Annotated in this window: 20 protein-coding genes; 12 read left to right on the plus strand and 8 right to left on the minus strand. The window is 58.4% G+C overall.

Annotated features, from left to right (window positions below):
- The first annotated feature begins 155 nt into the window (after positions 1 to 155).
- On the plus strand, positions 156 to 2,231 hold the full coding sequence (locus tag FQ185_RS22135; RefSeq protein ID WP_149419290.1) for an AsmA family protein: 2,076 nt from the start codon (positions 156 to 158) through the stop codon (positions 2,229 to 2,231).
- A gap of 126 nt (positions 2,232 to 2,357) precedes the next feature.
- Here the strand turns inward: FQ185_RS22135 and FQ185_RS22140 are convergent, their stop codons facing one another.
- Both FQ185_RS22140 and FQ185_RS22145 read right to left on the minus strand, forming a co-directional pair.
- The gene (locus FQ185_RS22140) at positions 2,358 to 2,888 is read right to left on the minus strand and encodes a bacterioferritin (RefSeq protein ID WP_149419291.1); all 531 of its coding nucleotides are present in this window, start codon (positions 2,886 to 2,888) and stop codon (positions 2,358 to 2,360) included.
- A 126-nt stretch (positions 2,889 to 3,014) separates the two neighbouring features.
- On the minus strand, positions 3,015 to 3,971 hold the full coding sequence (locus tag FQ185_RS22145; protein WP_178113580.1) for a LysR substrate-binding domain-containing protein: 957 nt from the start codon (positions 3,969 to 3,971) through the stop codon (positions 3,015 to 3,017).
- 109 nt (positions 3,972 to 4,080) lie between these two features.
- Here FQ185_RS22145 and FQ185_RS22150 point away from each other — a divergent pair, with 109 nt between their 5' ends.
- From FQ185_RS22150 to FQ185_RS22160, 3 genes are all read left to right on the plus strand, one after another.
- Complete coding sequence (locus tag FQ185_RS22150; protein ID WP_149419293.1) at positions 4,081 to 4,719, plus strand: FMN-dependent NADH-azoreductase; 639 nt, start codon at positions 4,081 to 4,083, stop codon at positions 4,717 to 4,719.
- A complete protein-coding gene (locus tag FQ185_RS22155; RefSeq protein ID WP_149419294.1) occupies positions 4,720 to 5,025 on the plus strand; it encodes a multidrug efflux SMR transporter in 306 nt (101 codons plus the stop codon).
- A gap of 107 nt (positions 5,026 to 5,132) precedes the next feature.
- Positions 5,133 to 6,023 carry a triacylglycerol lipase gene (locus FQ185_RS22160; RefSeq protein WP_149419295.1) on the plus strand — a complete coding sequence of 297 codons (891 nt, stop codon included), beginning with the start codon at positions 5,133 to 5,135 and terminating at the stop codon, positions 6,021 to 6,023.
- A gap of 113 nt (positions 6,024 to 6,136) precedes the next feature.
- Here the strand turns inward: FQ185_RS22160 and FQ185_RS22165 are convergent, their stop codons facing one another.
- Positions 6,137 to 7,024, minus strand: a complete 888-nt coding sequence (locus FQ185_RS22165; RefSeq protein ID WP_149419391.1) for a DMT family transporter — start codon at positions 7,022 to 7,024, stop codon at positions 6,137 to 6,139.
- A 96-nt stretch (positions 7,025 to 7,120) separates the two neighbouring features.
- Between FQ185_RS22165 and FQ185_RS22170 the strand changes: the two genes are divergently transcribed.
- The 5 genes from FQ185_RS22170 (at position 7,121) to FQ185_RS22190 (ending at position 11,355) form a co-directional block, all read left to right on the plus strand.
- Entirely contained in the window at positions 7,121 to 7,903 is a 783-nt protein-coding gene (locus FQ185_RS22170; protein ID WP_178113581.1) for a helix-turn-helix transcriptional regulator, read from the plus strand.
- Positions 7,904 to 8,120: 217 nt separating this feature from the next.
- Entirely contained in the window at positions 8,121 to 9,257 is a 1,137-nt protein-coding gene (locus FQ185_RS22175; protein WP_149419296.1) for a S8 family serine peptidase, read from the plus strand.
- Between the two features lie 43 nt (positions 9,258 to 9,300).
- Positions 9,301 to 9,681 (plus strand): hypothetical protein, encoded by a 381-nt coding sequence (locus FQ185_RS22180; protein ID WP_149419297.1) that lies wholly within the window; start codon positions 9,301 to 9,303, stop codon positions 9,679 to 9,681.
- Between the two features lie 117 nt (positions 9,682 to 9,798).
- Complete coding sequence (locus FQ185_RS22185; protein WP_149419298.1) at positions 9,799 to 10,104, plus strand: PsiF family protein; 306 nt, start codon at positions 9,799 to 9,801, stop codon at positions 10,102 to 10,104.
- A gap of 237 nt (positions 10,105 to 10,341) precedes the next feature.
- Entirely contained in the window at positions 10,342 to 11,355 is a 1,014-nt protein-coding gene (locus tag FQ185_RS22190) for an AI-2E family transporter (protein WP_149419299.1), read from the plus strand.
- Positions 11,356 to 11,471: 116 nt separating this feature from the next.
- On the opposite strand, the gene FQ185_RS22195 is transcribed toward FQ185_RS22190, so the two are convergent.
- Positions 11,472 to 12,746, minus strand: a complete 1,275-nt coding sequence (locus FQ185_RS22195; RefSeq protein ID WP_149419300.1) for an Hsp70 family protein — start codon at positions 12,744 to 12,746, stop codon at positions 11,472 to 11,474.
- Positions 12,747 to 13,045: 299 nt separating this feature from the next.
- Here FQ185_RS22195 and FQ185_RS22200 point away from each other — a divergent pair, with 299 nt between their 5' ends.
- Positions 13,046 to 13,993: a DnaJ C-terminal domain-containing protein gene (locus FQ185_RS22200; protein WP_149419301.1), complete on the plus strand. Its 948-nt coding sequence runs from the start codon at positions 13,046 to 13,048 to the stop codon at positions 13,991 to 13,993.
- Between the two features lie 23 nt (positions 13,994 to 14,016).
- Positions 14,017 to 14,322 carry a chaperone modulator CbpM gene (locus tag FQ185_RS22205; protein ID WP_149419302.1) on the plus strand — a complete coding sequence of 102 codons (306 nt, stop codon included), beginning with the start codon at positions 14,017 to 14,019 and terminating at the stop codon, positions 14,320 to 14,322.
- 80 nt (positions 14,323 to 14,402) lie between these two features.
- Here FQ185_RS22205 and FQ185_RS22210 read toward each other — a convergent pair whose 3' ends face one another.
- Positions 14,403 to 15,530 (minus strand): sensor histidine kinase KdpD, encoded by a 1,128-nt coding sequence (locus FQ185_RS22210; protein ID WP_149419303.1) that lies wholly within the window; start codon positions 15,528 to 15,530, stop codon positions 14,403 to 14,405.
- A gap of 246 nt (positions 15,531 to 15,776) precedes the next feature.
- On the opposite strand from FQ185_RS22210, the gene FQ185_RS22215 reads away from it, so the two are divergent.
- On the plus strand, positions 15,777 to 21,065 hold the full coding sequence (locus tag FQ185_RS22215; RefSeq protein ID WP_149419304.1) for an NEL-type E3 ubiquitin ligase domain-containing protein: 5,289 nt from the start codon (positions 15,777 to 15,779) through the stop codon (positions 21,063 to 21,065).
- A 66-nt stretch (positions 21,066 to 21,131) separates the two neighbouring features.
- Here FQ185_RS22215 and ureC read toward each other — a convergent pair whose 3' ends face one another.
- The 3 genes from ureC to FQ185_RS22230 all read right to left on the minus strand — a co-directional run bounded on the left by ureC (position 21,132) and on the right by FQ185_RS22230 (position 23,815).
- Positions 21,132 to 22,832, minus strand: a complete 1,701-nt coding sequence (gene ureC, locus FQ185_RS22220) for an urease subunit alpha (protein ID WP_149419305.1) — start codon at positions 22,830 to 22,832, stop codon at positions 21,132 to 21,134.
- Positions 22,833 to 22,973: 141 nt separating this feature from the next.
- Positions 22,974 to 23,282, minus strand: coding sequence for an urease subunit beta (locus FQ185_RS22225; protein WP_008011171.1), 309 nt, complete (start codon positions 23,280 to 23,282; stop codon positions 22,974 to 22,976).
- Positions 23,282 to 23,815: a GNAT family N-acetyltransferase gene (locus tag FQ185_RS22230; protein WP_149419306.1), complete on the minus strand. Its 534-nt coding sequence runs from the start codon at positions 23,813 to 23,815 to the stop codon at positions 23,282 to 23,284. Before FQ185_RS22230 ends, FQ185_RS22225 begins: the two co-directional genes overlap by 1 nt.
- Position 23,816 lies beyond the last annotated feature (1 nt).

Here is a 23,816-nt window from a genome sequence, read left to right on the forward strand (position 1 = left end):
TGTGTCCCCGAACGATTATTTGAGGGTTAAACGGCTATTTGGTTAAACCTGCGCGCCGTTTCCCAGTCCTAGATGTCATGGCCGGCCGGTTCTGGCCTAACGTTTCAAACGTGCGTCGCAGTCAGGACGCTCAGTCGTATCAGGAGTCCTGTGCAATGACGCGCACTCGTAAAGTTTTTACCTGGACCATCGCCAGCCTCGTTGTCCTGCTGGCCGTATTGGTTCTGATCATCGTGTTCTTCGATTGGAACCGGATCAAACCGCCACTCAATGCCAAAGTATCCGAAGAGCTGCACCGTCCGTTCGCCATTAATGGCAACCTGGCGGTGGTCTGGCGGCGTGAACTCGACGAGGGCGGCTGGCGCGCCTGGGTGCCGTGGCCGCACGTGGTCGCCGAGGACTTGAGCCTGGGCAACCCCGACTGGTCGAAAAAACCGCAGATGGTCACTCTCAAACGCGTCGAGTTGCGAATCTCGCCCTTGGCCTTGCTGGCACAGCGAGTGGTGATCCCGCGCATCGACCTCACCGAGCCCAATGCCGACCTGCAGCGCCTGGCCGACGGTCGCGCCAACTGGACCTTCACGTTCGATCCCAAGGATCCGAACGCGGAGCCTTCGAACTGGGTAGTGGATATCGGTGCAATCGGCTTCGACAAGGGCCACGTGATCCTCGACGACCAGAACCTGAAGACTCAGCTTGATTTGATCATCGACCCGCTGGGCAAACCGATTCCGTTCAGCGATATCGTCGGCGACAAGGCGGCGAAAACCGCGCAGGAAAAAGGCGCCGCACCGCAGGACTACGCGTTCGCCCTGAAGGTCAAAGGCCAATACCACGGACAGAAACTCGCGGGCGAAGGCAAGATCGGCGGCCTGCTGGCCCTGCAGGAAGCGACCCAACCGTTTCCGCTCCAGGCTCAGGTGAAAATCGCCGACACCAGCGTCGAACTGGCCGGCACCCTGACCGATCCACTGAACCTGGGCGCTTTGGATTTGCGCCTGAAACTGGCCGGCACCAGCCTGGGCAACCTCTACCCGCTGACCGGTGTGACCCTGCCGGACACACCGCCCTACGCGACCGACGGGCATTTGATCGCCAAGCTGCATGAAGCGGGCGGCGCGGTGTTCCGCTACGAAGAATTCAACGGCAAGATCGGTGAAAGCGACATCCATGGCAGCCTGGCCTACGTCGCCAGTCAGCCACGGCCGAAACTCAGTGGCTCGCTGGTTTCCAATCAACTGCTGTTCGCCGACCTTGCACCGTTGATCGGCGCCGACTCCAACGCCAAGCAAAAGGCCCGTGGTGGTGAAAGCAAGCAGCCGACGGACAAGGTGTTGCCGGTCGAAGAGTTCAAAACCGAGCGCTGGCGCGATATGGACGCCGATGTCGAGTTCACCGGCAAACGCATCGTCCACAGCGAAAAACTCCCGCTCAAGGATCTCTACACCCACTTGATACTGACTGACGGCGTCCTCAGCCTGGAGCCTTTGCGATTTGGTGTGGCGGGCGGCAACCTGGATGCGCAGATTCGCCTGAATGGTCGAACCGAACCATTGGAAGGCCGGGCCAAACTGACCGCACGCAAGTTCAAACTCAAGCAACTGTTCCCGACCTTCGAACCGATGAAAACCAGCTTCGGCGAACTCAATGGTGATGCCGACATTACCGGTCGTGGTAATTCGGTGGCGAAACTGCTGGGCAGCGCCAACGGCAATTTGAAGATGCTGATCAATGACGGCGCCATCAGCCGCGAGTTGATGGAGCTGGCCGGGCTGAACGTCGGCAACTATGTGGTCGGCAAAATTTTTGGCGACAAGGAAGTGAAGATCAACTGCGCGGCCGCCGACTTCGACATCAAGACCGGTCTGGCGACCACACGTCTGTTCGTCTTCGATACCGAGAACGCGATCATCTATATCGATGGCACGGCAAACATGGCGACTGAGCAACTGGACCTGACGATCACCCCTGAATCCAAAGGCTGGCGCCTGATTTCACTGCGTTCGCCGTTGTATGTGCGGGGCAAGTTCATCAAGCCTGACGCCGGCGTGAAAGCAGTGCCGCTGATCTTGCGTGGTGCGGGGATGGTGGCGTTGGGCGTGATTGCCGCGCCGGCAGCGGGATTGCTGGCGCTGGTGGCGCCCAGCGGCGGCGAGCCGAATCAGTGTGCGCCGTTGCTGGAGCAGATGAAGGCCGGTAAAGCCCCCGTGACGGTCAAACCCACCCGGTAGACAAAGATCGTTCCCATGCTTCGCGTGGGAATGCCTCAATGGACGCTCTGCGTCCGCTTTGGCAGGGACGCGGAGCGTCCCGGGCTGCATTCCCACGCGGAACGTGGGAACGATCAGTCATAGGGACTAAAGGTCTTTCAGGATGTCGGCCATGTCATCGGCATGCTCTTCTTCCTGCGCCAGGATGTCTTCGAAGATGCGCCGGGTGGTCGGATCTTTTTCGCCGATGTACTGAATAATCTCGCGGTAACTGTCGATGGCGATTCGCTCGGCAACCAGGTCTTCATAGACCATTTCCTTGAGCGAATGACCAGCCACGTACTGGGCATGGGAGTTTTTCGACAACAGGTCGGGGTTGAACTCCGGCTCACCGCCGAGCTGTACGATGCGTTCGGCCAGTCGGTCGGCGTGTTGGGCTTCCTGGGTCGCGTGTTCGAGGAATTCGTCGGCGGCGACCTGCGCTTTCAGGCCGCTGGCCATGAAGTAGTGGCGTTTGTAGCGCAACACGCAGACCAGTTCGGTGGCCAGCGATTCGTTGAGCAGGCGCAGGACTTCTTCGCGGTCGGCACTGTAGCTTTCGGTCACCGCACCGTTCTCGACGTTCTTGCGGGCACGTTCGCGAAGGGTGGTTACATCAGACAAATGCATGTCACTCATCTCAATCTCCTGGAGGCTAATCCGGTTTGCGTCACGCATCTGGGACGTGATCGCTACTTAAGATGTGAGTGATGGGCGTAGCGAAAAGTTTGATGCAATTTGCCGGACGTAAAAGATCGCTGGCGCCTACAAGGGAATGAGTTCTCCTGTAGGCGCTGGCGAAGCCTGTGATCTTGGCAACAACCCTGACAACGCCGCTTCTTCCTGCAACCAGGCAAAAAACGCCCGGACCGGCGGATGTCGCTCGCGTCCCGGCACGCACAGAGCGGCGTAGCCGGCGCCATCGACCTGAACCTCCCCTTTGTAAGCCACCAGCAAACCGCTGGCCACGCTTTCGGACACCAGGATATTGCTCGCCAGCACCAGGCCTTGCCCGGCGATCGCCGCTTGCAGCGCGTAATGCTCTTCGTCGTACTCGCGGACGGGCGGCTGCCCGGCTAACCACGTTTCGCCAGACTTCGCGCACCAGGCCTCCCAGCCGTGGGCGTACAGCTTGGAATTGTTCCAGCGCACGCTGATCAGGGTGGGAGCCCGGCTTGACGCCAGGGTGACTTGCTCGGGCGAGCCATAAACCCCGAAAGATTCATCGAACAAACACTGGCCATATAGGTTCGGGTAGTCATCGAGGCTGTAGCGCAGCACCAGATCGACGCTGGCGTCCTGATGCAAATCGATCACCTCGCAATGAGTATCAAGGCGCAGGCTGATGTTTGGGTGCCGGGCGTAGAAGCGTCCCAGCCGTGGCACCAGCCAGAGGGCGGCGAAGGCGGCGGTGGTGGAAATCGTCAGGCTTGCGCCGCTGCGTTGCGGGCGCAAGGTGTCGACGCTTTGCGCCACTTCCAGAAAAGCACCGTGCAGGCTGCGGAACAGGCGTTCGCCGCACTCGGTCAAGCGCACTTGCCGGGGTAGTCGCTCGAAGAGCGGCACGCCGAGCCAGCTTTCCAGCGAGCGGATCTGATGGGAAACCGCCGTTGGCGTCACCGAAAGTTCTTCGGCGGCAGCCTTGAAGCTCAACAGGCGTGAGGCGGATTCAAACGCGCGCAGGGCGGTCAGCGGCAACGAGGCAAACATTGAAAACTCCACGGATGAAATAGATTCATCCAGACTGATTTTTACTCATTTGGAGAAGGGCAGCTATCGCTTCAAGCTGCAAGCCACAAGCCGTTTGAGTTTAGTCCCAAAGGAGATTCAGATGAGTAAAATTCTTGCTGTTCACGCCAGCCCCCGTGGCGAACGCTCTCACTCCCGGCGTTTGGCCGAAGTGTTTCTTTCGGCCTGGCAGGCCAGCCATCCACACTCGCAGCTGACCCGACGCGAGGTGGGACGGGCGCTGATTCCGCCGGTCAACGAGGCCTTTGTCGCCGCGGCGTTTTACCCCGAGCCGGAGGCTCGGCCGCTGTCGATGCAGGCTGACCTGGCGTTCAGCGATGAACTGGTGGGCGAGTTGCTCGGGCACGATCTATTGGTGATTTCCACGCCGATGCACAACTTCAGCGTGCCCAGCGGGCTCAAGGCCTGGATCGATCAGATCGTGCGGCTCGGGCTGACCTTCAATCACACCCTGGACAACGGCGTGGCCCAGTACGAACCGCTGGTGCGGGGCAAAAAGGCATTGATCGTCACCAGTCGCGGCGGCTTTGGTTTTGGCCCCGGTGGCGAACTTGAGGCGATGAATCATGCCGATCCATTGTTGAGAACGGCGTTGGGGTTCATCGGCATTACCGATATCACGGTGGTGGCCGCCGAAGGTGAGGAATCCGAGGCGCGTACCTTCCAGATATCCGCCGCCGAAGCCGAGCAGCGTTTATTGGCGCTGGCCAGGGAGTTCTAGATGGCCTGGTTGTTTTTGCTGGTCGCCGCCGGGTTCGAAGTCACCTTCGCCATGGGCATGAAGTACGCCGAAGGCTTCACCCGGCTCTGGCCGTCGCTGATCACCGTGGTGGCCGCCGTGGGCGGGATTTACTTCCTGACCCTGGCCATGCGCGAGTTGCCGGTGAGTATTGCCTATCCGATCTGGACCGCGATCGGCTCACTGGGCACGGTGTTTCTCGGGTTCGCGCTACTGGGCGAAAGCCTGACGGCGGTCAAACTGGTGTCGGTCGGGTTGATCGTGGCGGGCGTGGTGGGGTTGAAGTAGGCGGATGTCATAGACTGGTCGTCGAGTTGTCATCTTCGATGACGATGCTTGGCTGATGTCTTGCATCCAGCCTTGCGTCACCACACCGATCACAAGGACGTTCGCCCATGTCGCAAGGTTCCGCTACGCGTTACCCGTTGGTGCTGGTCCCGGGAATGCTCGGGTTTATCCGTCTGCTGCTCTATCCCTATTGGTTCGGGATCATTTCAGCGTTGCGCCGGGATGGGGCGACGGTGATTGCGGTGCAGGTTTCACCGATTAACTCCTGCGAAGTGCGCGGCGAGCAGTTGCTGGCGCGGATCGAGGAAATTCTGCGGGAAACCGGGGCCGAGAAAGTCAACCTGATCGGCCATAGCCAAGGGGCGCTGACCGCCCGCTATGCCGCCGCCAAACGCCCGGACCAGGTCGCCTCGGTTACCTCGGTGGCCGGGCCCAATCATGGCTCCGAGCTGGCGGATTACCTGCACAAACATTATCCGGGCGACAGCGCCAAGGGGCGCTTGCTCAGTGTTTTGTTGCGCTGGATCGGCGCGCTGATGGGGTTATTGGAGACCGGTTATCGCGGACCGAAATTGCCGATTGATGTCCATGCTTCCCATCATTCACTGACGACTGAAGGCGTGGCGCTGTTCAATCAGCGTTATCCACAGGGCTTGCCTGAAACCTGGGGCGGGCATGGTCCGGAAGAGGTCAACGGCGTGCGTTACTACTCCTGGTCCGGGACCTTGCAGCCGGGCAAGACCGATCGCGGGCGCAACCTGCTCGATGGGACTAACCGTAGCTGTCGGTTATTTGCCAAAACCTTCGTTCGTGAAGTCGGGCATTGCGACGGGATGGTCGGGCGTTACAGCTCGCATCTTGGGACGGTGATTGGCGATGAGTATCCGATGGATCACTTCGACATCGTCAATCAGTCGTTGGGGCTGGTGGGGAAGGGGGCTGAGCCGGTTCGGTTGTTTGTCGAGCATGCGGCGCGGTTGAAAGCGGCAGGGGTTTAGACCGCGTTATCGTTCATCGCGGGCAAGCCACGCTCCCACAGTTTTCGGTTGTTCACAGAAATCAGAGCCGACACAAAACCTGTGGGAGCGGGCTTGCCCGCGATGGCGTCAGATCAGGCGACGGCGGTCTTGCGGCCCAACACGGTGGTCCAGCGCTCGGAAAGAATCACCCCACCCAGCGTCAACACCCCACCCACCAGGTGATACATCGCCAGTTGCTCATGCAGCACCACGGCCGCAATCAGCGCCGTAAGCACCGGCAGCAAATTGAAAAACAGCGTGGTCCGGCTCGGTCCCAGGCGCACCACCGCTTGCATCCACGCCAGCGGCGCAATCATCGAAGCCAGCAAGCAGGCGTAAAGCACCAGCGGAATATTCTGCAGGGTCAGGCCGGTTTTCGGTGAGGCGAGGAACAGCGGAAACAGCACCACCACCGCCACCAGCACCTGCAAATACAGCAACACCAGCGGCGGCAGGCGTAGCTGCCACTTTTTCAGCAAGGTGCTGTAGATCGCGTAGGCCAGGGTCGCAATCAGCATCATCGCGTCACCCAGGTTCACCCCATGTTCCAGCAGCGCGCCCAGGCTGCCGGACGACACCACGACCAGCACACCCGCGAACGACAGCACCGCCCCCGTCAACGCGCCGGCCGTCAGGCGCTGGCCCAGGCTGGCAATCGCCATGGCCAGCGACATCAACGGCATCAGCGAAAGAATGATGCCCATGTTGGTGGCCGAGGTCAGGGCTGCGGCGAAATAGGCCAGGCTTTGATAGACCGCCATGCCGAGCACGCCGAGGACGAAGATCTTGCCCAGATTCGGGCGGATCGCCGGCCAATGGGCGATCACCGGTTTGAGCATGAAGGGTGTGAACAGGATCCCGGCCAGCAGCCAGCGGTAGAAACCTATCTCGGCGGGAAAAATCGCTCCGGCCGACATTTTGGTGATCACGGTATTGCCGGCCCAGATGAAAATGGCCAGCAGGGGATAAGCGTATTGCAACAGAAAAACCAGAACGTTAATGAAGGGCAATTATCCGCCTGTCTGGATGCAAGCCTATACTTCGATCCAGACAACCTGCCCCTGATGACGGACAGCATGACCAGTAAACACATCGACTTGCTGGAATTCAGCGAACTGCCGGCCCCGGTGTACTTCCGCTATGCCGACTTTGACGCGCACCGCTTTGCCTCTGCGCACCGTCATCCGTGGGGCACGCTGGAGTATTCGGCTCACGGCGTGTTGCACATGGAAATCGGCGGCAGCCGCTTCATGTCACCGCCGCAATACGCGGTGTGGGTGCCACCACAGACTGAACATAGTTTCTACAGCAATCAGCCGATCAACTACCGCGCGGTCTGTCTTGATCCGCTGCTGTGCCACGACTTACCGCAACAGGCCTGCACCCTGGCCATCAGCGACATTCTCAAAGCGATCCTCAAAGACTTCGCCACCCGGGATGTGAAGATTCCCAAGCAGGCCGCTGACAAACGTCTGGCTCAGGTGCTGGTGGATCAACTGCAACAGGCGCCGGTGCATGAGTGTTACTTACCCTACGCCAGCAGCCCGGGGCTGCTGGCGATACTGGAAACTTTGCAGGGCGAACCCGGGGATAACCGGCCTCTGTCGGAGTGGGCCGCGCAGATCCATGTCAGCGAACGCACGCTGGCGCGGCAGTTTGTCCGCGAGTTGGGCATGAGTTTTGGTGAGTGGCGCCAGCGTTTGCGATTTCTGGCAGCGATCGAAGCGCTGGACAGCCATCGCAGCATCCAGGAGATCGCCTTCGACATGGGTTACAGCACTGGTTCGGCGTTTATCGCGATGTTTCAGCGTCAGGCCGGCACGACGCCAGAGCATTACCGGCGAGTCAAAGGGCTCTGAGAGTCAGGTTGGCCATTTCCGGGTGACACTGTTTGTTTTTCAAAAACATTGATTGCCGGTGTGCAATCTCAATCAAGTTTTGTGTCAGGTTTTCAATGAGAAGTTTTGAAGTTGACATGAGTTGAAAGACTCCTGCGTTAGTGTTTTTTTGCCTCTCTGTTTATTATTTATGAAGTTTAAATACAGTGTTATTTAATGTTTTCATAAAGGAGGTGTTGTGAGTGTGTTGAAATATTTAGTTGGTTTGTTAGTTGGGGTCAGTGCTGCCGGCGTGTCAGCATCTGTGCCATGGTATTTTGATGTTCTCGATCTTGATTTGTTGAAAGAGTCGCGTGTTGATACTAAAAACATTTCCGTAGCCGTCATCGATTCCGGGGTTTCCTTTGTGGGTGGGCTTAAGAAAAGTCAGGGTTTCGAGAGTTTCAGTTATACAAGCGATGGCAACCCGCGACCGGTGAACAATGAAAGTGCCGGCAGAGTCGGTTACATCCATGGAACGGCGATGGCTTCAATCATTGCTTACGATTCGAAATGGGCGACAGCGGATAAAGGGTTAAAGGAGGGTGTTTCCCTCAAGGGTATCTTCCCCTCTGTGTCCATTGTCAGTCGCAAAACCTTTCCATCGCCCTCGACTGACAGCTGGATCAGCGCCATCAGTGCAGCAGGCGCTCTTAAGGCAGGATTTCCCGGACATGAAAAAATAATCAATGTTTCAGGAGGGCAGAGCAAGGTCGATGCTTCCCGGGCCACGGCCTGGATCGATTTAATTAGCCGAATCGGGCGTGAGAACAGCAAGCTGATTGTGGCCGCGGTTGGAAATGACAGTGCCAGTATCGATAGCATCAGCCACGAGCAGCGTATATGGCCTGCGGCCTACAGACCCAAGCTGCCCCTCAGGAAAAAGGAGGATCCTGTGGTCAGAGTTGCTGCTTTGGCTCAGTACAAGAAGGGCGAGAACCCCAAGCTATATTCAGGTTCAGTGTCGGGAAGCCGATTTGGCCGTGGATGGGTCGACATTGCTGCTCCCGGACAGAACATTCCCTATATGACGCCGGACGGTGCATTCGCCTCGGGTGCTGGTACATCTGAAGCCGCAGCCATCGTTTCTGGTGTATTGGCCGTCATGGCGTCGTGCTCTCCCTCGTCATCTGCTCAGGCGCTGAAGTCGACATTGCTGGAAACAGCTGATCGTTACCCGGTACTGGAAGATAAGGTAGCGCAGGGGCGTGTATTGAATGCCGGAAAAGCAATAGACATGTTTTGCAGTAAGGCAGAAATAGAAAAAGTTCTTGTTTCCGAAAAGACAGCCAAAGAGCAGCGGCATCGTGCAGTCCGGATGCAAAGTGAACTTTAATGTCGTTGGTCTTTTAATAATATTAATATGGAAGTTGATAAATATGAAATTGAAGTTGTTGTTCAGTATGGTGGTCGGGTTGCTATTTTCAATGCGTGTGTATTCTGTAGAGCCACCATTTACCTATGACTACATGGTCGAAGGTGGAATCTCGAACGTTTTGCTCATGGCAAAACCTGAAGAGGGGACGAGTAGTGTTTGCTATGTGGCTGCTGATCGTACAACAGACCCGCGGAGCCACTATTATTTCTCTTCCGTGTCCTTTTCATTGTGTGATTTCGCTGAGTCCGCCAGATACTTGGGGGCGAATGTCAGGATGTACATACGCCAGGCCGGCGGGGATGACTGGAACAATGATGTTATTGCCATGGAGTTTTCCCATTCTGATCCTGCCTGGAAAAATCCTCCCAAATCGAATCACTAAATTCTGTTCGTGGCGGACGGGTCTTCGAGGACGCGCAGGAGATGAAGGTGTTACAGGTTTTGTCTACACTCCAGAACGAGGTCGCGCCCCTCGGTGCGGCAACAAGGAGAAAACTCCATGAAGATGTTGCGTGCCCCGTTGTTGATGATCGGTTTGCTGCTCTGCTCCCAGGGCTTCGCCGCCACTGCCCAACAGAACAAGATGACCACCTGCAATGCCGACGCTACCGCGAAAAGCCTCAAGGGCGATGAGCGCAAAGCCTTCATGAGCACGTGCCTGAAAGCTGCGCCGGCCGCCAATGACGCCAAAACCCTGACCCCGCAGCAAGAGAAGATGAAAACCTGTAACGCCGATGCCGCCACCCAGGCACTCAAGGGCGATGCGCGCAAAGCCTTCATGAGCGATTGCCTGAAGAAAAAATAACTACGGATATTTGGGGTGACCATCGCGGCCTCATCGCGGGCAAGCCCGCTCCCACACGGTATTTGTGCTGAACAAAAATGTGCAGACATCCGGGATCCCTGTGGGAGCGGGCTTGCCCGCGATGAGGTCTGAAAGAACGCTGAAAGTCCCGCTAAGGTCGACCCACACAATCTCTAGTGCTGGCCTCGGAACGCTGGCAGACTGCCAATCCTTTTACGCCGTTCGTTTTGAGGCTGTATGCCAACGTTTTCTCAACGCCAAGTCTTGCTGCTAATCAGTTGGGTCATTATTTTCGGCGGGCTGCTGCTGGTAATACCGCTGCGCCTGTTGCCCAGCCTGCTGGCCGGTCTCTTGGTGTTCGAACTGGTCAACATGCTCACCCCGCAATTGCAGCGGCTGATCGAAGGCCGCCGTGCGCGCTGGCTGGCGGTGGCGTTGCTGGGGACTTTAGTGGTCAGTGTGTTGACGCTGATCTTTGCCGGTGCCATCAGCTTTCTGCTGCACGAAGCGGAAAATCCTGGCGCGTCCCTCGACAAATTCATGCATGTGGTCGACCGCGCGCGCGGGCAACTGCCGCCGTTCATCGACGCCTATCTGCCGGCCAGTGCCGCCGAGTTCCGCGTGGCGATTGGCGAATGGATGAGCAAGCACCTCAGCGACTTGCAGTTGGTGGGCAAAGACGCGGCGCACATGTTTGTGACGCTGTTGATCGGTATGGTGCTGGGGGCGATCATTGCCTTGCAGCGGGTGCCGGATTTGACCAAGCGCAAGCCTCTGGCTGCTGCGTTGTTTGATCGTCTGCACCTGTTGGTTCAAGCGTTTCGCAACATCGTGTTCGCCCAGATCAAGATTTCCCTGCTGAACACATTCTTCACCGGGATTTTCCTGGCGGTCGTACTACCCATGTTCGGGATCAAGCTGCCGCTGACCAAAACGCTGATCGTGTTGACCTTCCTGCTCGGTTTGCTGCCGGTGATCGGCAACCTGATGTCGAACACACTGATCACCATCGTCGGCCTGTCGCTGTCGATCTGGGTGGCGGTGGCTGCGCTGGGTTACCTGATTGTTATCCACAAGCTCGAATACTTCCTCAACGCACGCATCGTCGGCGGACAGATCAGTGCCAAGTCTTGGGAGTTGCTGCTGGCAATGCTGGTGTTCGAGGCCGCGTTCGGCCTGCCGGGTGTGGTGGCAGGGCCGATTTATTACGCGTATCTGAAGAGCGAGTTGAAGCAGGTGGGGATGGTTTGATCCGACAGCAGCGGTGCCTGATCTGACCCTATCGCGGGCAAGCCCGCTCCCACAAGGGCAGCGCATGACCCTGTGGGCGCGTGGCTTGCCCGCGATGGGGGCGCCTCGGTTTTGGATCAGTCCATGTTGCCGTAGCGCTTCATCGCTTCAATCGCCAAGCCACTGCCGATGCTGCCGAAGATGTTCCCTTCCACATGCCGCGCGTTCGGCAACATCGCCGAAACGCTGTTGCGCAATGCTGGAATCCCGCTCGAACCGCCGGTGAAGAACACCGTATCCACCTGATCGACTCGCACGTTGGCGTCGTTCAACAGCTGGGTGACGCTGTTGCGCACGCGCTCCAGCAGGTTGTCGATGGCCGATTCGAACAGCGCCCGAGTCAGTTCCACACTCAAACCCGGCTCGATGCGGTCCAGTGGCACATGACGGCTGTCGGCGTGGGTCAGCTGGATCTTGGTTTCTTCCACTTCCATGGCCAGCCAGTGGCCGGCGCGCTGGTCGATCAGCTTGAACAGGCGATCAATGCCGCCAGTGTCTTCGATGTCGTAACGCATGCTGCCCAGCGCCAGGGTCGACTTCTGCGAGTACACCGAGTTGATGGTGTGCCAGGTCGCCAGGTTCATGTGGTGGCTGGTCGGCATGTAGGCGCCGCTCTTCATCCGGCTACCGTAGCCGAACAGCGGCATCAGGCCTTGCAGGTTCAGCTGCTTGTCGAAATCGGTTCCGCCGATGTGCACGCCGCCGGTGGCGAGGATGTCGTCGTGACGGTTGTCGTGCATGCGGCGCTCAGGGGACAGGCGCACCAGCGAGAAGTCAGACGTACCACCGCCGATGTCGACGATCAGTACCAGCTCTTCCTTTTCGATGGTCGACTCGTAGTCGAACGCCGCCGCAATCGGTTCGTACTGGAACGACACATCCTTGAAACCAATGGCACGAGCCACATCCACCAAGGTGTTCTCGGCTTCCTGATCGGCCAGTTCATCGTCATCGACGAAGAACACCGGACGGCCCAGCACCACTTCCTCGAATTCCCGACCGGCGGCGGTCTCGGCACGCTTTTTCAACTGACCGATAAACAGCCCGAGCAGGTCCTTGAACGGCATCGCCGTGCCCAGAACGCTGGTGTCGTGCTTGATCAGCTTGGAACCCAGCAGGCTCTTGAGCGAGCGCATCAGACGCCCTTCGTAGCCTTCCAGGTACTCGTGCAGCGCCAACCGGCCGTACACCGGGCGGCGTTCTTCCATATTGAAGAAGACCACCGAGGGCAGGGTGATCTTGTCGTCCTCCAGCGCGATCAGCGTTTCCATGCCGGGGCGCAGCCAGCCGACGGTGGAGTTGGACGTGCCGAAGTCGATACCACAGGCACGGGCTGGAGATGCGTTTTTCATGTCTATCGAGTTCCGGTTAAAAAACGGCCGCGCAGTGTATGTCAGTGCGACGCAGATTCGAAGGCCGACTATCCGCTAAATCTCAGCTATTAGCGCCTTGAAAGACTATCCTTCGCCCCAAACTTGTCTGCATTGGCCCTGGCAGCCCCTCGGCGGTCCTAAGAACCGCCCACTGCTGCCGATATAAACTTCTGATGCGCTGCCCGGTCACAACCTTGAGATCGGTCAACCCGACGGCTGGCAATGAGCGCATGCTGGCGGTAGTGGCGCGATATCGATAACGGATGGTGATTCCCTCGATGGACTTCAAAGACTATTACAAGATTCTCGGTGTGGAACCGACCGCAGACGATAAGACGATCAAAGCTGCTTATCGCAAACTGGCGCGCAAATACCACCCCGACGTCAGCAAGGAAAAGGACGCCGAGTCCAAGTTCAAGGACGCCTCGGAAGCCTATGAAGCGCTGAAAAGCGCCGACAAGCGCGCCGAATACGACGACTTGCGCAAATACGGCCAGCACGGCCAGCCGTTCCAGGGTCCGCCAGGTTGGCAGGGTCGTGGTGCCGGCGGTTTCGGTGGTGGTCAGGACACGGGCGATTTTTCGGACTTCTTCAGTTCGATCTTCGGCAACCGTGGCCCTGGTTTTGGTGGTGGACAGTCGGGCCGCAGCGCCGGACGTCGAGGGCAAGACGTGGAAATGGAACTCGGGATTTTTCTGGAAGAAACCCTTTCGAACGAATCGAAGAAGGTCACCTTCCAGGTGCCGCAGTACAACGCTGCCGGCCAGCACGTCAGCAATACCAGCAAAAGCCTGAACGTGAAGATCCCCGCCGGCGTGGCCGACGGTGAGCGCATCCGCCTCAAGGGCCAGGGTGCACCGGGCACGGGTGGCGGGGCCAATGGCGATCTGTTCCTGATCATCCGCTTCGCGCCGCACCCCAAGTTCGACGTCGAAGGCGAGAACCTGATCATTACGTTGCCGCTGGCTCCGTGGGAGTTGGCGTTGGGTGCCGAAGTTGCCGTGCCGACCCTGACGGGCAAGATCAATCTCAAGATCCCGGCCGGCAGTCAGAATGGCCAGCGCATGCGTGCCAAGGGACATGGGTTGCTGAACAAGGCCGGTCATCGCGGTTATTTGTTTGTACAGCTCAAGGCCGTCATGCCTAAAACCTCGGACGACGAGGTCAAGGCGCTGTGGCAGGAGCTGGCGAAAAAAGCGGCTTTCAACCCTAGAGAAAACTTCTGATCCAAGAGACGGAGTAGCCCATCATGAGCAACCCCCTGATCGTTCAACTGGACCTGGCAGAATTCTGTGAGGCGACCGATCTGTCGGACGTCTACGTGATCGAAATCGTCGAGCACGGCATCCTCGAACCTCAGGGCGAGCAGCCCAAGGATTGGCGCTTCAACGATTATGAGCTGGCGCTGGCCAAGCGTGCCGCCAAGCTGCGCAACGATCTGGAGCTGGAGTGGGAAGGCGTGGCCCTGGCGCTGGACCTGCTGGAAGAGGTCCAGCAACTGCGGGCCGAAAATCGCATGCTAAAGCAGCGACTCGGACGTCTGGTAGTCGAATAAACTTTCTGATGTTTTTGTGTCGCCAGACATGACGCTTTCGCGAGCCTGCTCGCGAAGAACGATAACGCGTTCCTCCTGCATCACACCTTTCTGGGCAACACCACGGTAAACAGCGTGCCATCGGCCTCGCTGGAGCTGACCTCGATCGTTCCCTGATGGGCGGTGACCACTTCCTTGACGATAAACAACCCCAGGCCAAGGCTGGTTGATGGCTGGCCGAGTTCTTCGTCGGCACTGCGCACCAGTGGATCGAAAATAGTCGCGATAGCATCGGCGGGAATCGGAGCTCCGTCGTTGTGCACGGTGAGCCGAACGCTGTCCGCTTCGCCCCTGAGGGTCAAGGTGACCTCGCGCTTTTTCGAACCATGCTGCAACGCGTTGCCGATCAGGTTCTGCAGCATCTGATCAAGCCTTCGAGCATCCCACACACCCCGGGTATCGCCCTGGATATCCACTGTCGGATCGCATTCGGGTTGACCGGCACAGGCCCGGGCAATCGCCTCATGTGCGGTCTCGGCGAGGTCCATGGGCGCCGGTTCGATGGGCAGGCTTTTGCCCAGACGACTGCGCACCAGCTCCAGCAAATCACTGACCATTATCGCCATGTGCCGAGTGCCACGCTTGATGCTGACGGCGCACATCAGCGCATCGCCTTCCAGAGTGGTTTTACGCAGCAGCATTTCGGTGGACATGCTCACCGCTTGCAGGGGCGCGCGCAGATCGTGGCCGAGGATGGCCAAAAAGATATCCCGCGATCGATTGACCTGTTCCGCATAGGCTGCGGTGGATTCGGCCAGGGCTTCGTCGATGGCTTCATTGAAGCGGATCATGTCCTGGAAATAGGCCAGGTCGGGGCCGTCCAGGCTATTGACCCACAGGCGAATCACACAGGCACGCAGGTGACGGAATTCGCTGGTCATCTGCACCAGGTCAAACCCCACGGTATGGCGCAGCTCGCCGTGGCTGGCACCGGCCTCGTCCAGGCTCGGGGTTTTTTCCGGGCCTTCGCCACGGGCTTTGGCCAACTGTTCACTGGCGGTCTGGGGTTTGCTCATGTCCCGCGCAGCCGCCAACAGGATCGACTTTGAGTGGTCGCGCAGCGAGGCCCGATCCATGGATTCGGCAGCCGGGGTGATAGTTTTGGCGAACTGCTCCCATTCATCGACGATGCGGTCAACGTGTTGCACGATGAATTCGGAAAGGCGCATGGCGGTTACCTGGGCATGGTTCGAGGGACAGCGATCGAATAGTAGACCCGTTTGGCGGGAAAAACGCGACCGCTCATGCAGCAGCATAGGCGGGGGATTCCATGGTGGTATTTATATATTTAAGGCTCCTTGATTTTTGAACTGTATGGGCCTTTCAGGGCATTGGCTTAACAGTTATTTCGTCGTTTTTTTTAAAACCGGAGTGAATAAGCTGTTGATTCCTATCTCGTCATCAAGGATTGAACAGTGTCTGATTTGCATGGAAGCATCTCACCGGACGTTCCAGAAACTTCGCCCGCCGAAAATAAAGGCGTTCATTACGAGCGCGTATTTGGCGTTACACCGAACGCGATAAAAAAAGCGTCGATACCGATACTGAAATCCCTTGAGCATCAAAGACCCGAAATGCCCGAGTGGTATGGCGGCGCGAACCAAAGGGATCTTCAGCACATCAAACAACTGATGGAAGAACGCTGGCGCCTGCAAGGCGTATTGGACAAGACCCTGGGCAACTTGCAACAAGACATTAATGCGTTTGCCGAACCATTGATCAGTCAGGCACTTCAGACGACTTTCAAAACCGTCGAAAACATCAGTGGGCTCACCGTACAACTCGAAGTCCCGAGCACAATAATCTTTGGTATCGACACCGGCGCCAGTCGCGTCCGGCAATCCACCTTGCTGGACGCGGCGCTGCACAATTTCGAGGAAGCCGAAACCACTGAGGACGCCTGGCGAAACAGCTCCGGCATCTACCGCAACGATGAACAGGGCAGCCTCACGCGCGACCCGGTTCTCACCCTGCCGGGGTTTGCATCGTTATGCCGGAATCTGGACATCGGCGGTCAGTATCAGCAGCACCTGAAGTCCATCCTGCTGCCCGTCACCGCGCAAGCCCGGACAACTCTGCAGCAAGACTCGGGCGCCAGTGAAAAAGCGGCTTTTCATGTTGCAGCACTGGTTGCGAGGTTGAAGAGCGACATCAGCCATCACGCGTACGACAAACTTGAAGACGTACGTGAAAACCGCGCCAACATCGCGCTGTACGATCATCCGTTGCACTGCCATCGACTATCACTAATGGGCTTCAGATTGACCGGCATTGTGCTGTTCAGCGCGGTCAGCGAACCATCACAGATAAAAAAACTGATTGATGCACTGACGCCGGCTACCTGGAAGTTCTGGGCCGACTGGTCCCATCGCATCCCCGTGCTACCTGGCAAAGAATTCGAACAGTACAAGCTGTTGCAGGCGTTCTTCGCCAATGGTCCGCAAGGCGTGGTGGAGGAACTTTCCCGTAAAGAAGATCTTTATCATCAGAGCCGATTGTCGGGCCCGGTGATCGCCTATGTGCCGGACGATCCGGACCATCCTTTGAAAGAATATCCGTCGCTGACAGCGTTCATGAAGACGTTGATCGGTCAGCTGCGAGATGCGCAATACCAGACATTTTTCAGCCGGTTTGTCGCGCAGAAGGACAAGGGCGTTTTTTTCGCGCGGGTCAATGAACGGCTGACAACCCTCACTTGGCATCAGCGCGAACCTCTCGACATGGGCCCGTGGTGGCGTGAAACCCCGGTCGAGAATCCTGACGCAGAACCTGTCACCAACCTCATCACCGGCGATCTGTGGGTGACGCTGTTTGTCGAGCGCCGCGACAAAGCCATCGCCGACGCACGCCACATCGCCGTGCCGACCGACGACGAGGACGCCACAACCCGTTTCAAGCGTTTGACCAGCTACCTGGCAATCGGTTGGAACGTCTTCAATTTCGGCGCGATGCTGGTGCCCGGACTGGGTGAGGCGATGCTGGGCATTATGGTCGCGCAAATGCTGGCGGAACTGGCAGAAGGCGTCGAGGACTGGAGCAAAGGCGATAAAGAAGAGGCCTCGACCTATCTCAATGGGGTGCTGATCAACTTTGCACAACTGGCCCTCATGGGGGCCGGGCATGTGTTGCCCAGTGGCAGGCTCGCCCCGATCAAGGTTTCTCCCTTCGTCGAGGGACTCAAGCCTGTTGAAGTCGGCGGCAAGGAGCGGTTGTGGAATCCGGATCTGCGCCCTTATGAACAATCGATCGTTTTGCCCGAGGATGCACCGATCACTGAAAAAGGCCTTTATCAGCATCAAGGGCGCGAGCTGCTGCGAGTCGAGGAAAAACACTTCGAGGTGAAACAGGACTCGAGCACCGGACAGCATCGCATTCAACACCCGACCCGGCCCGACGCCTATCAACCACTTCTGGAGCACAACGGCGCTGGCAGCTGGAAGACTGAACTCGATCAGCCGCTGGAATGGGAAAAGATCCGCTTGCTCAGGCGATTGGGACCGGCGGTGGACGGGTTCTCCGATGAGACACTGAAACAGATTTCAACCGTCAGCGGTGTCCACGAAAATGCGCTGCGCCGGCTTCATGTCGAGCATGAAAACCCGCCTGCAATGCTGGTCGACACGGTCAAACGCTTCAATGCCTACGCCGATGCCGAAGCCTGTGCAGATCGAATTCTCACCAACAAGATAAACGAGGAGTGGGCCGATCTGGTGCCCCGGTTCATGACTGAATTACCGGGCTGGCCTGACGGCCACGCCATTGAAATCTTTGACGGGCCGGATCTCTCAGGACCATCGATCAAGGAAGGTTATGCCGATGCTTCTCCGGCACATACCTTGAGGCTGAGTCGGCAAGACCTGGTGGCAGGCAAGCTACCCGAGCGAGTGGTGGAATTTCTTGACGAGCAAAAGCTTCGCCAGTTGCTCGGCGACTGGCTGTCCGGAGATCATCAGGCGCGCATAAAAACCATACGGGAGCTGCTTGGCGGGCAGGCACGTAAATCCCGCAGACGCGTTTTCGACCGTCTGTACGCTGGTCGTGAACGTTCGGATGATTCTCTGGTACGACGGCTCAAACTGGATTATCCGGGGCTCTCCACCAGCACCGCCGAAGAACTGCTGCACAACGCAGAACCTTCGGACCTGCAACATATGCGCGAGAAGCCACGGGTGCCCCTGACCTTGGCCCGACAAGCTGAAGAAGCTGAACAGCAGCTGCGACTGTCACGCGCGTATGAAGGGCTTTACCTTCAGGATCTGCACGACAGCGATACTTCCCGGCTGATGTTTCGCTCGCTTGAAACCCTCGACGGTTGGCCAAAGGATGTGCGTCTGGAGATTCGTGATTACGAATTTAACGGGCCGCTGCGCGATAGCCTCGGGCCGGTCGATGCGCCGATCCGCAAAGTGCTGGTGCTGGGCGAGGGCAGGAAATACGAGGCGCACGACCACTTCGGTGAGCAACTGCATGGCGAGGACAATCTGTATGCCGCGGTACTGCATGCGTTGCCCGATGCGCAACGGGCAGCGCTGGGGTTTGATATTCATGAGGCAACACGCCTGGAACAGACGGTACGAGCACACCCGTTGGCTCGCCACATGCTCGAACCGATTCTGCTGGAAAACCCCATCCGCAAACCTTCTTTCGATCCCGCTGTCATGCGCCTGCGTGGCGGCATGCCAGGGTATGCACGGCAGACACCGGAGTGGCGGGGGTTACGTCGTCGGGCCAGTTCGTTGTACCCGGGCTTCGGCGATGAACAGATCGACGCGTTGCTGACGGAGTTCAGTCAGGACGGTGGATCGGCCCATTCCCGCTTGAGCATCCTTGAGACCGAATTCGACACATTGAACCGGACACTGCAACGCTGGATGAATTCGCCAACAGCTTCCTTCAGGTTCAGCCCTGAGGGTGTTGCGGAGTGGCACGCCAGAAACCAGCTGTATAAAGCGATCAGGCAATGCTGGCAGAGAACCGGGCCACTTGGGGTCGATGCCGCGGGTGTGTTGATGCCTCAGGCCTTGGTGCTGGACAATTTCTCGCAACTTGGTCGGCTGATGGATACGTTGCCCAGGCTCGAGGCTAACTTCGACCATGTCACCAGCCTGAGCCTGCGCAACAGCGAGCTCCTTGATGAGCATCTGCCTTTCCTTGATTCGTTCCGCCGGGTGAGATACCTCAATCTGCAAGAGAACCTGCTGACCGCTATTCCACCAGCGACCAAAGACATGATTCATCTCACTGACTTGTTCCTCAATGACAACCGCATCGAGCTGAACGTCCTGGCGGTCGCCCGGCTTAAGAAGCTGACTCGCCTGCGGTCTTTGGGGTTGCGCGGCAATCCGTTGAAACTCACTCCGGACATCAGCCAGATGCCGCATCTGCAGGTACTGCTGCTGAGCGGTACGGGGCTGGACAGTTGGCCTGTCGGGTTGTTTGCGCAATCGCGGTCACGCAACATTTATCTCGACCTGCGCAACAACCCGATCAGTCGCATCCCGGAGGTTGCGCCCGGCTCGTTTCGCGCCGAACTGCTGGCGCGCACAGTGATCAGTCGGGAGCCGCGCTGGATATCGCCGGACAATCTGGACACCTTGCGTCTCTACATCGAATCGGTGGGCATGGACCCCGACCGTCCTTATCCACCCCGGGGCACGATGGACAGCGCAGACTGGTCGGAGGGGCTGACGGAGCGGCAATGGCAAGATCGACAGGAAATCTGGGATGCAGTCGAAGACGAATTTCACTCTGTCGCTTTTTTCAATGAGATAAGAAAGCTCACACAATCTGCTGACTTCAACGCTGGTGGCAGCTACCAGACAGACCTGACAGCCAAGGTCTGGCGCATGCTGACGGCCATGGCCGAAAACACGGAGCTGCGAATCAAGTTGTTCAATGAGGCGATTGCACCCACTGAGTGCGTCGATGGTGGCACTCAATTGTTCAATGCCATGGGGCTGCAGGTATTGCTACATGAGGTCTATGCACTGGAGCGTGCAGATCTTATCGAACCGCAACTGCTGGAACTGGCTCGAGGCAAGTCCCGGCTCGATGAGCTCGGCGCCATTGCGCGTCAACGAGTCGCGGCAATGCTGGCGTCAGGCGAGGAGTTCATGCGCTTCGCTGGTTTTGGCAATATCACCGGCACCATCGACGAGGTCGAGGTGCATCTGGCTTATATGACCGATCTGGCGGAGCGCCTGGATCTGCCATGGCAGGCCAGGGGCATGCAGTTCCGCAAGATTGCCGGGGTAACGAAAGAGATGATCGATGCGGCGTTTGAGCGGGTTCTGGCCTTGGAGGAAGGCGATCTTTTGCGAGAGAGAATCCTTGAGCAACCCCTCTGGAAAACCTGGCTGGAGAGTTCCAATCGAGACGCCTTCAATGGCTTCAAACGCCGAATCGATGCAACCACAGAGTTGCAGGACGCCTTGCAGAAACGGGCTGACGGAGCCGCTCTGCCCACAGAGCAAAAGACCAGGCTGGAAGCGGAAATCAAGACGCTGTCTGTAGAGTTGGGCAAGCGTGAAGACGAGTTCGCCGACGGACGCACCATGACGGAGACGGAATACACGCAGACGTTGACTCAGCTCAATGAGCAGATGAAGGCGTTGGAGAACAGTCTCACCCAGCAAGCGATGGATCGAGCCGGTCTGCAAAGGGTTGATATCCCCTACACGATTGACCCCGACTATCCGGTTTAAGTCGGCAGCCTCGATGCCAGGTGACGCCCTGGCATCGAGGCCTTTTTCATGGCGCCGTGAACAGCCTCAGAACAGAAAGTAGCGCTGCGCCATCGGCAACACCTCCGCCGGTTCACACCACAACAACACACCGTCAGCCTTGACCTGATAGGTCTGCGGATCGACGTCGATGTTCGGCAGATAGTCGTTATGGATCAGGTCGGTTTTCTGCACCTCACGACAGCCCTTCACCACCGCGATTTTCTTCTTCAGACCCAAGGCCTCGGGCAAGCCGGCCGCCTGCGCCGCCTGACTGATAAAGGTCAGGCTGGTGGCGTGTAACGATCCGCCATAACTGGCGAACATCGGCCGGTAGTGCACTGGTTGCGGCGTCGGTATCGAGGCGTTGGCGTCGCCCATCAGGCTGGCCGCGATGGCGCCGCCCTTGAGAATCAGCGTCGGTTTTACCCCGAAAAATGCCGGACGCCAGAGCACTAGATCCGCCCATTTGCCGACTTCTATCGAACCCACTTCATGGCTGATGCCGTGGGTGATCGCCGGGTTGATGGTGTACTTGGCGATGTAGCGCTTGGCGCGGAAGTTGTCGTTGCCTTCACCGTCCTGAGGCAGTGGGCCGCGCTGCTTTTTCATCTTGTCGGCGGTCTGCCAGGTGCGCGTGATGACTTCGCCGACACGTCCCATGGCCTGGCTGTCGGAGCTGATCATCGAGAACGCGCCGAGGTCGTGAAGGATGTCTTCGGCGGCAATCGTCTCGCGACGAATTCGGCTTTCGGCGAAGGCCACGTCTTCGGCAATACTCGGGTCCAGGTGGTGGCAGACCATCAGCATGTCCAGGTGTTCGTCGATAGTGTTGCGGGTGAACGGCCGGGTCGGGTTGGTGGAGCTCGGCAGCACGTTGGCAAAACCGCAGGCCTTGATAATGTCCGGGGCGTGACCGCCGCCTGCGCCTTCGGTGTGATAGGTGTGGATGGTGCGGCCCTTGAAGGCGGCGAGAGTGGTTTCGACAAAACCCGATTCGTTGAGGGTGTCGGTGTGGATCGCCACCTGCACGTCGTACTGGTCGGCCACGGTCAGGCAATTGTCGATGCTGGCCGGCGTGGTACCCCAGTCTTCGTGCAACTTGAGGCCAATAGCCCCCGCCTTGACCTGTTCGATCAACGGCTCCGGCAGGCTGGCGTTGCCCTTGCCGGTGAAGCCGATGTTCATCGGGAACGCGTCGGCAGCCTGGAGCATGCGCGCCAGGTGCCACGGCCCGGAGGTACAGGTGGTGGCGTTGGTCCCGGTAGCCGGGCCGGTGCCGCCGCCGATCATGGTGGTGACGCCGCTCATCAGCGCTTCTTCGATCTGCTGCGGGCAGATGAAGTGGATGTGCGTGTCGATACCGCCGGCAGTGAGGATCATGCCTTCACCGGCGATCACTTCGGTGCTGGCGCCGACCGCGATGGTGACGTTCGGCTGGATATCCGGGTTGCCGGCCTTGCCAATGCCGGCGATGCGCCCGTCCTTGAGGCCGACGTCAGCTTTGACGATGCCCCAGTGGTCGATAATCAGGGCATTGGTGATCAGGGTGTCGACGACCTCTGCGGCCAGTAACTGGCTTTGGCCCTGGCCGTCGCGGATGACTTTGCCGCCGCCGAATTTCACTTCTTCGCCGTAGGTGGTGAAGTCTTTTTCCACTTCGATCCACAGTTCGGTGTCGGCCAGGCGGACCTTGTCACCGACGGTAGGGCCGAACATGTCGGCGTAGGCCTGACGGGAAATCTTCATTGCAGTTCCTTCATTGATCGTTCCCACGTCGAGGCGTCGAACCGTCTGCGTGGGCATGCCGCCATGGACGCTCTGCGTCCGCCGTTATGTGACGCGGAGCGTCACGGGATGCATTCCCACGGGGACCGTGGGAACGATCAGTCAGTCGAGGTCGCCCATGATCCTGCCGGCAAACCCGAACACCCGGCGATGCCCGGCCAGGTCGACCAACTCGACCTCGCGGCTCTGCCCCGGCTCGAAGCGCACGGCGGTGCCGGCGGGGATGTTCAGGCGCATGCCGCGGCTGGCGGCGCGGTCGAACGTCAACGCATCGTTGGTTTCGAAAAAGTGGTAATGCGAGCCGACCTGGATTGGCCGGTCGCCGCTGTTGGCCACCTTCAGGCTGAGGGTGCGGCGGCCAACGTTGAGTTCGATGTCACCGGGCTGGATCTGGTATTCACCGGGAATCATCAATGGGCTCCTTGGAGAATCTTGTAGTAGAGGGCAGTTGGTTTGTAGCAACCGTTCGGGTCGCAGGCGTAGTCGGGAATTTCACCGGCGCGGGTGTAGCCCAACGCCTTGTAGAAGTCTTCGGCGGGCGAACCTGCTTCGGTGTCGAGGTAAAGCATGCCGCGCTTGTGCTGGAGAGCGGCGACTTCCAGGGCGCTCATCAACTGTTGGCCCAAACCTCGGCGGCGTGCGTGTTCACGCACCAGCAGTTTCTGCACTTCGGCGCGGTTCAGGCCATTGGTTTTCTGGCACAGGGTCAGTTGCACACTGGCCTGTACTTGCTCGTCCTTGACCACCACCCACAGCAGCACGTTGCCCTTGTTCAGGTTCTCTTGCACCTCATCGAAATAGGCGCGGGCCGCAGGGGCGTCCAGATCGGCCATGAACCCGACACTGGCGCCATAGCCGACGGCGTCGAGCAGCAGATCAATCAAACCCTGACGATAGTGCGCAAAGCTTTCAACATTGACGCGGCGCAGTTGGGCGGCGTTCATG

Origin of the sequence: Pseudomonas sp. ANT_H12B, assembly GCF_008369325.1 — a bacterium.
Lineage (GTDB): Bacteria > Pseudomonadota > Gammaproteobacteria > Pseudomonadales > Pseudomonadaceae > Aquipseudomonas.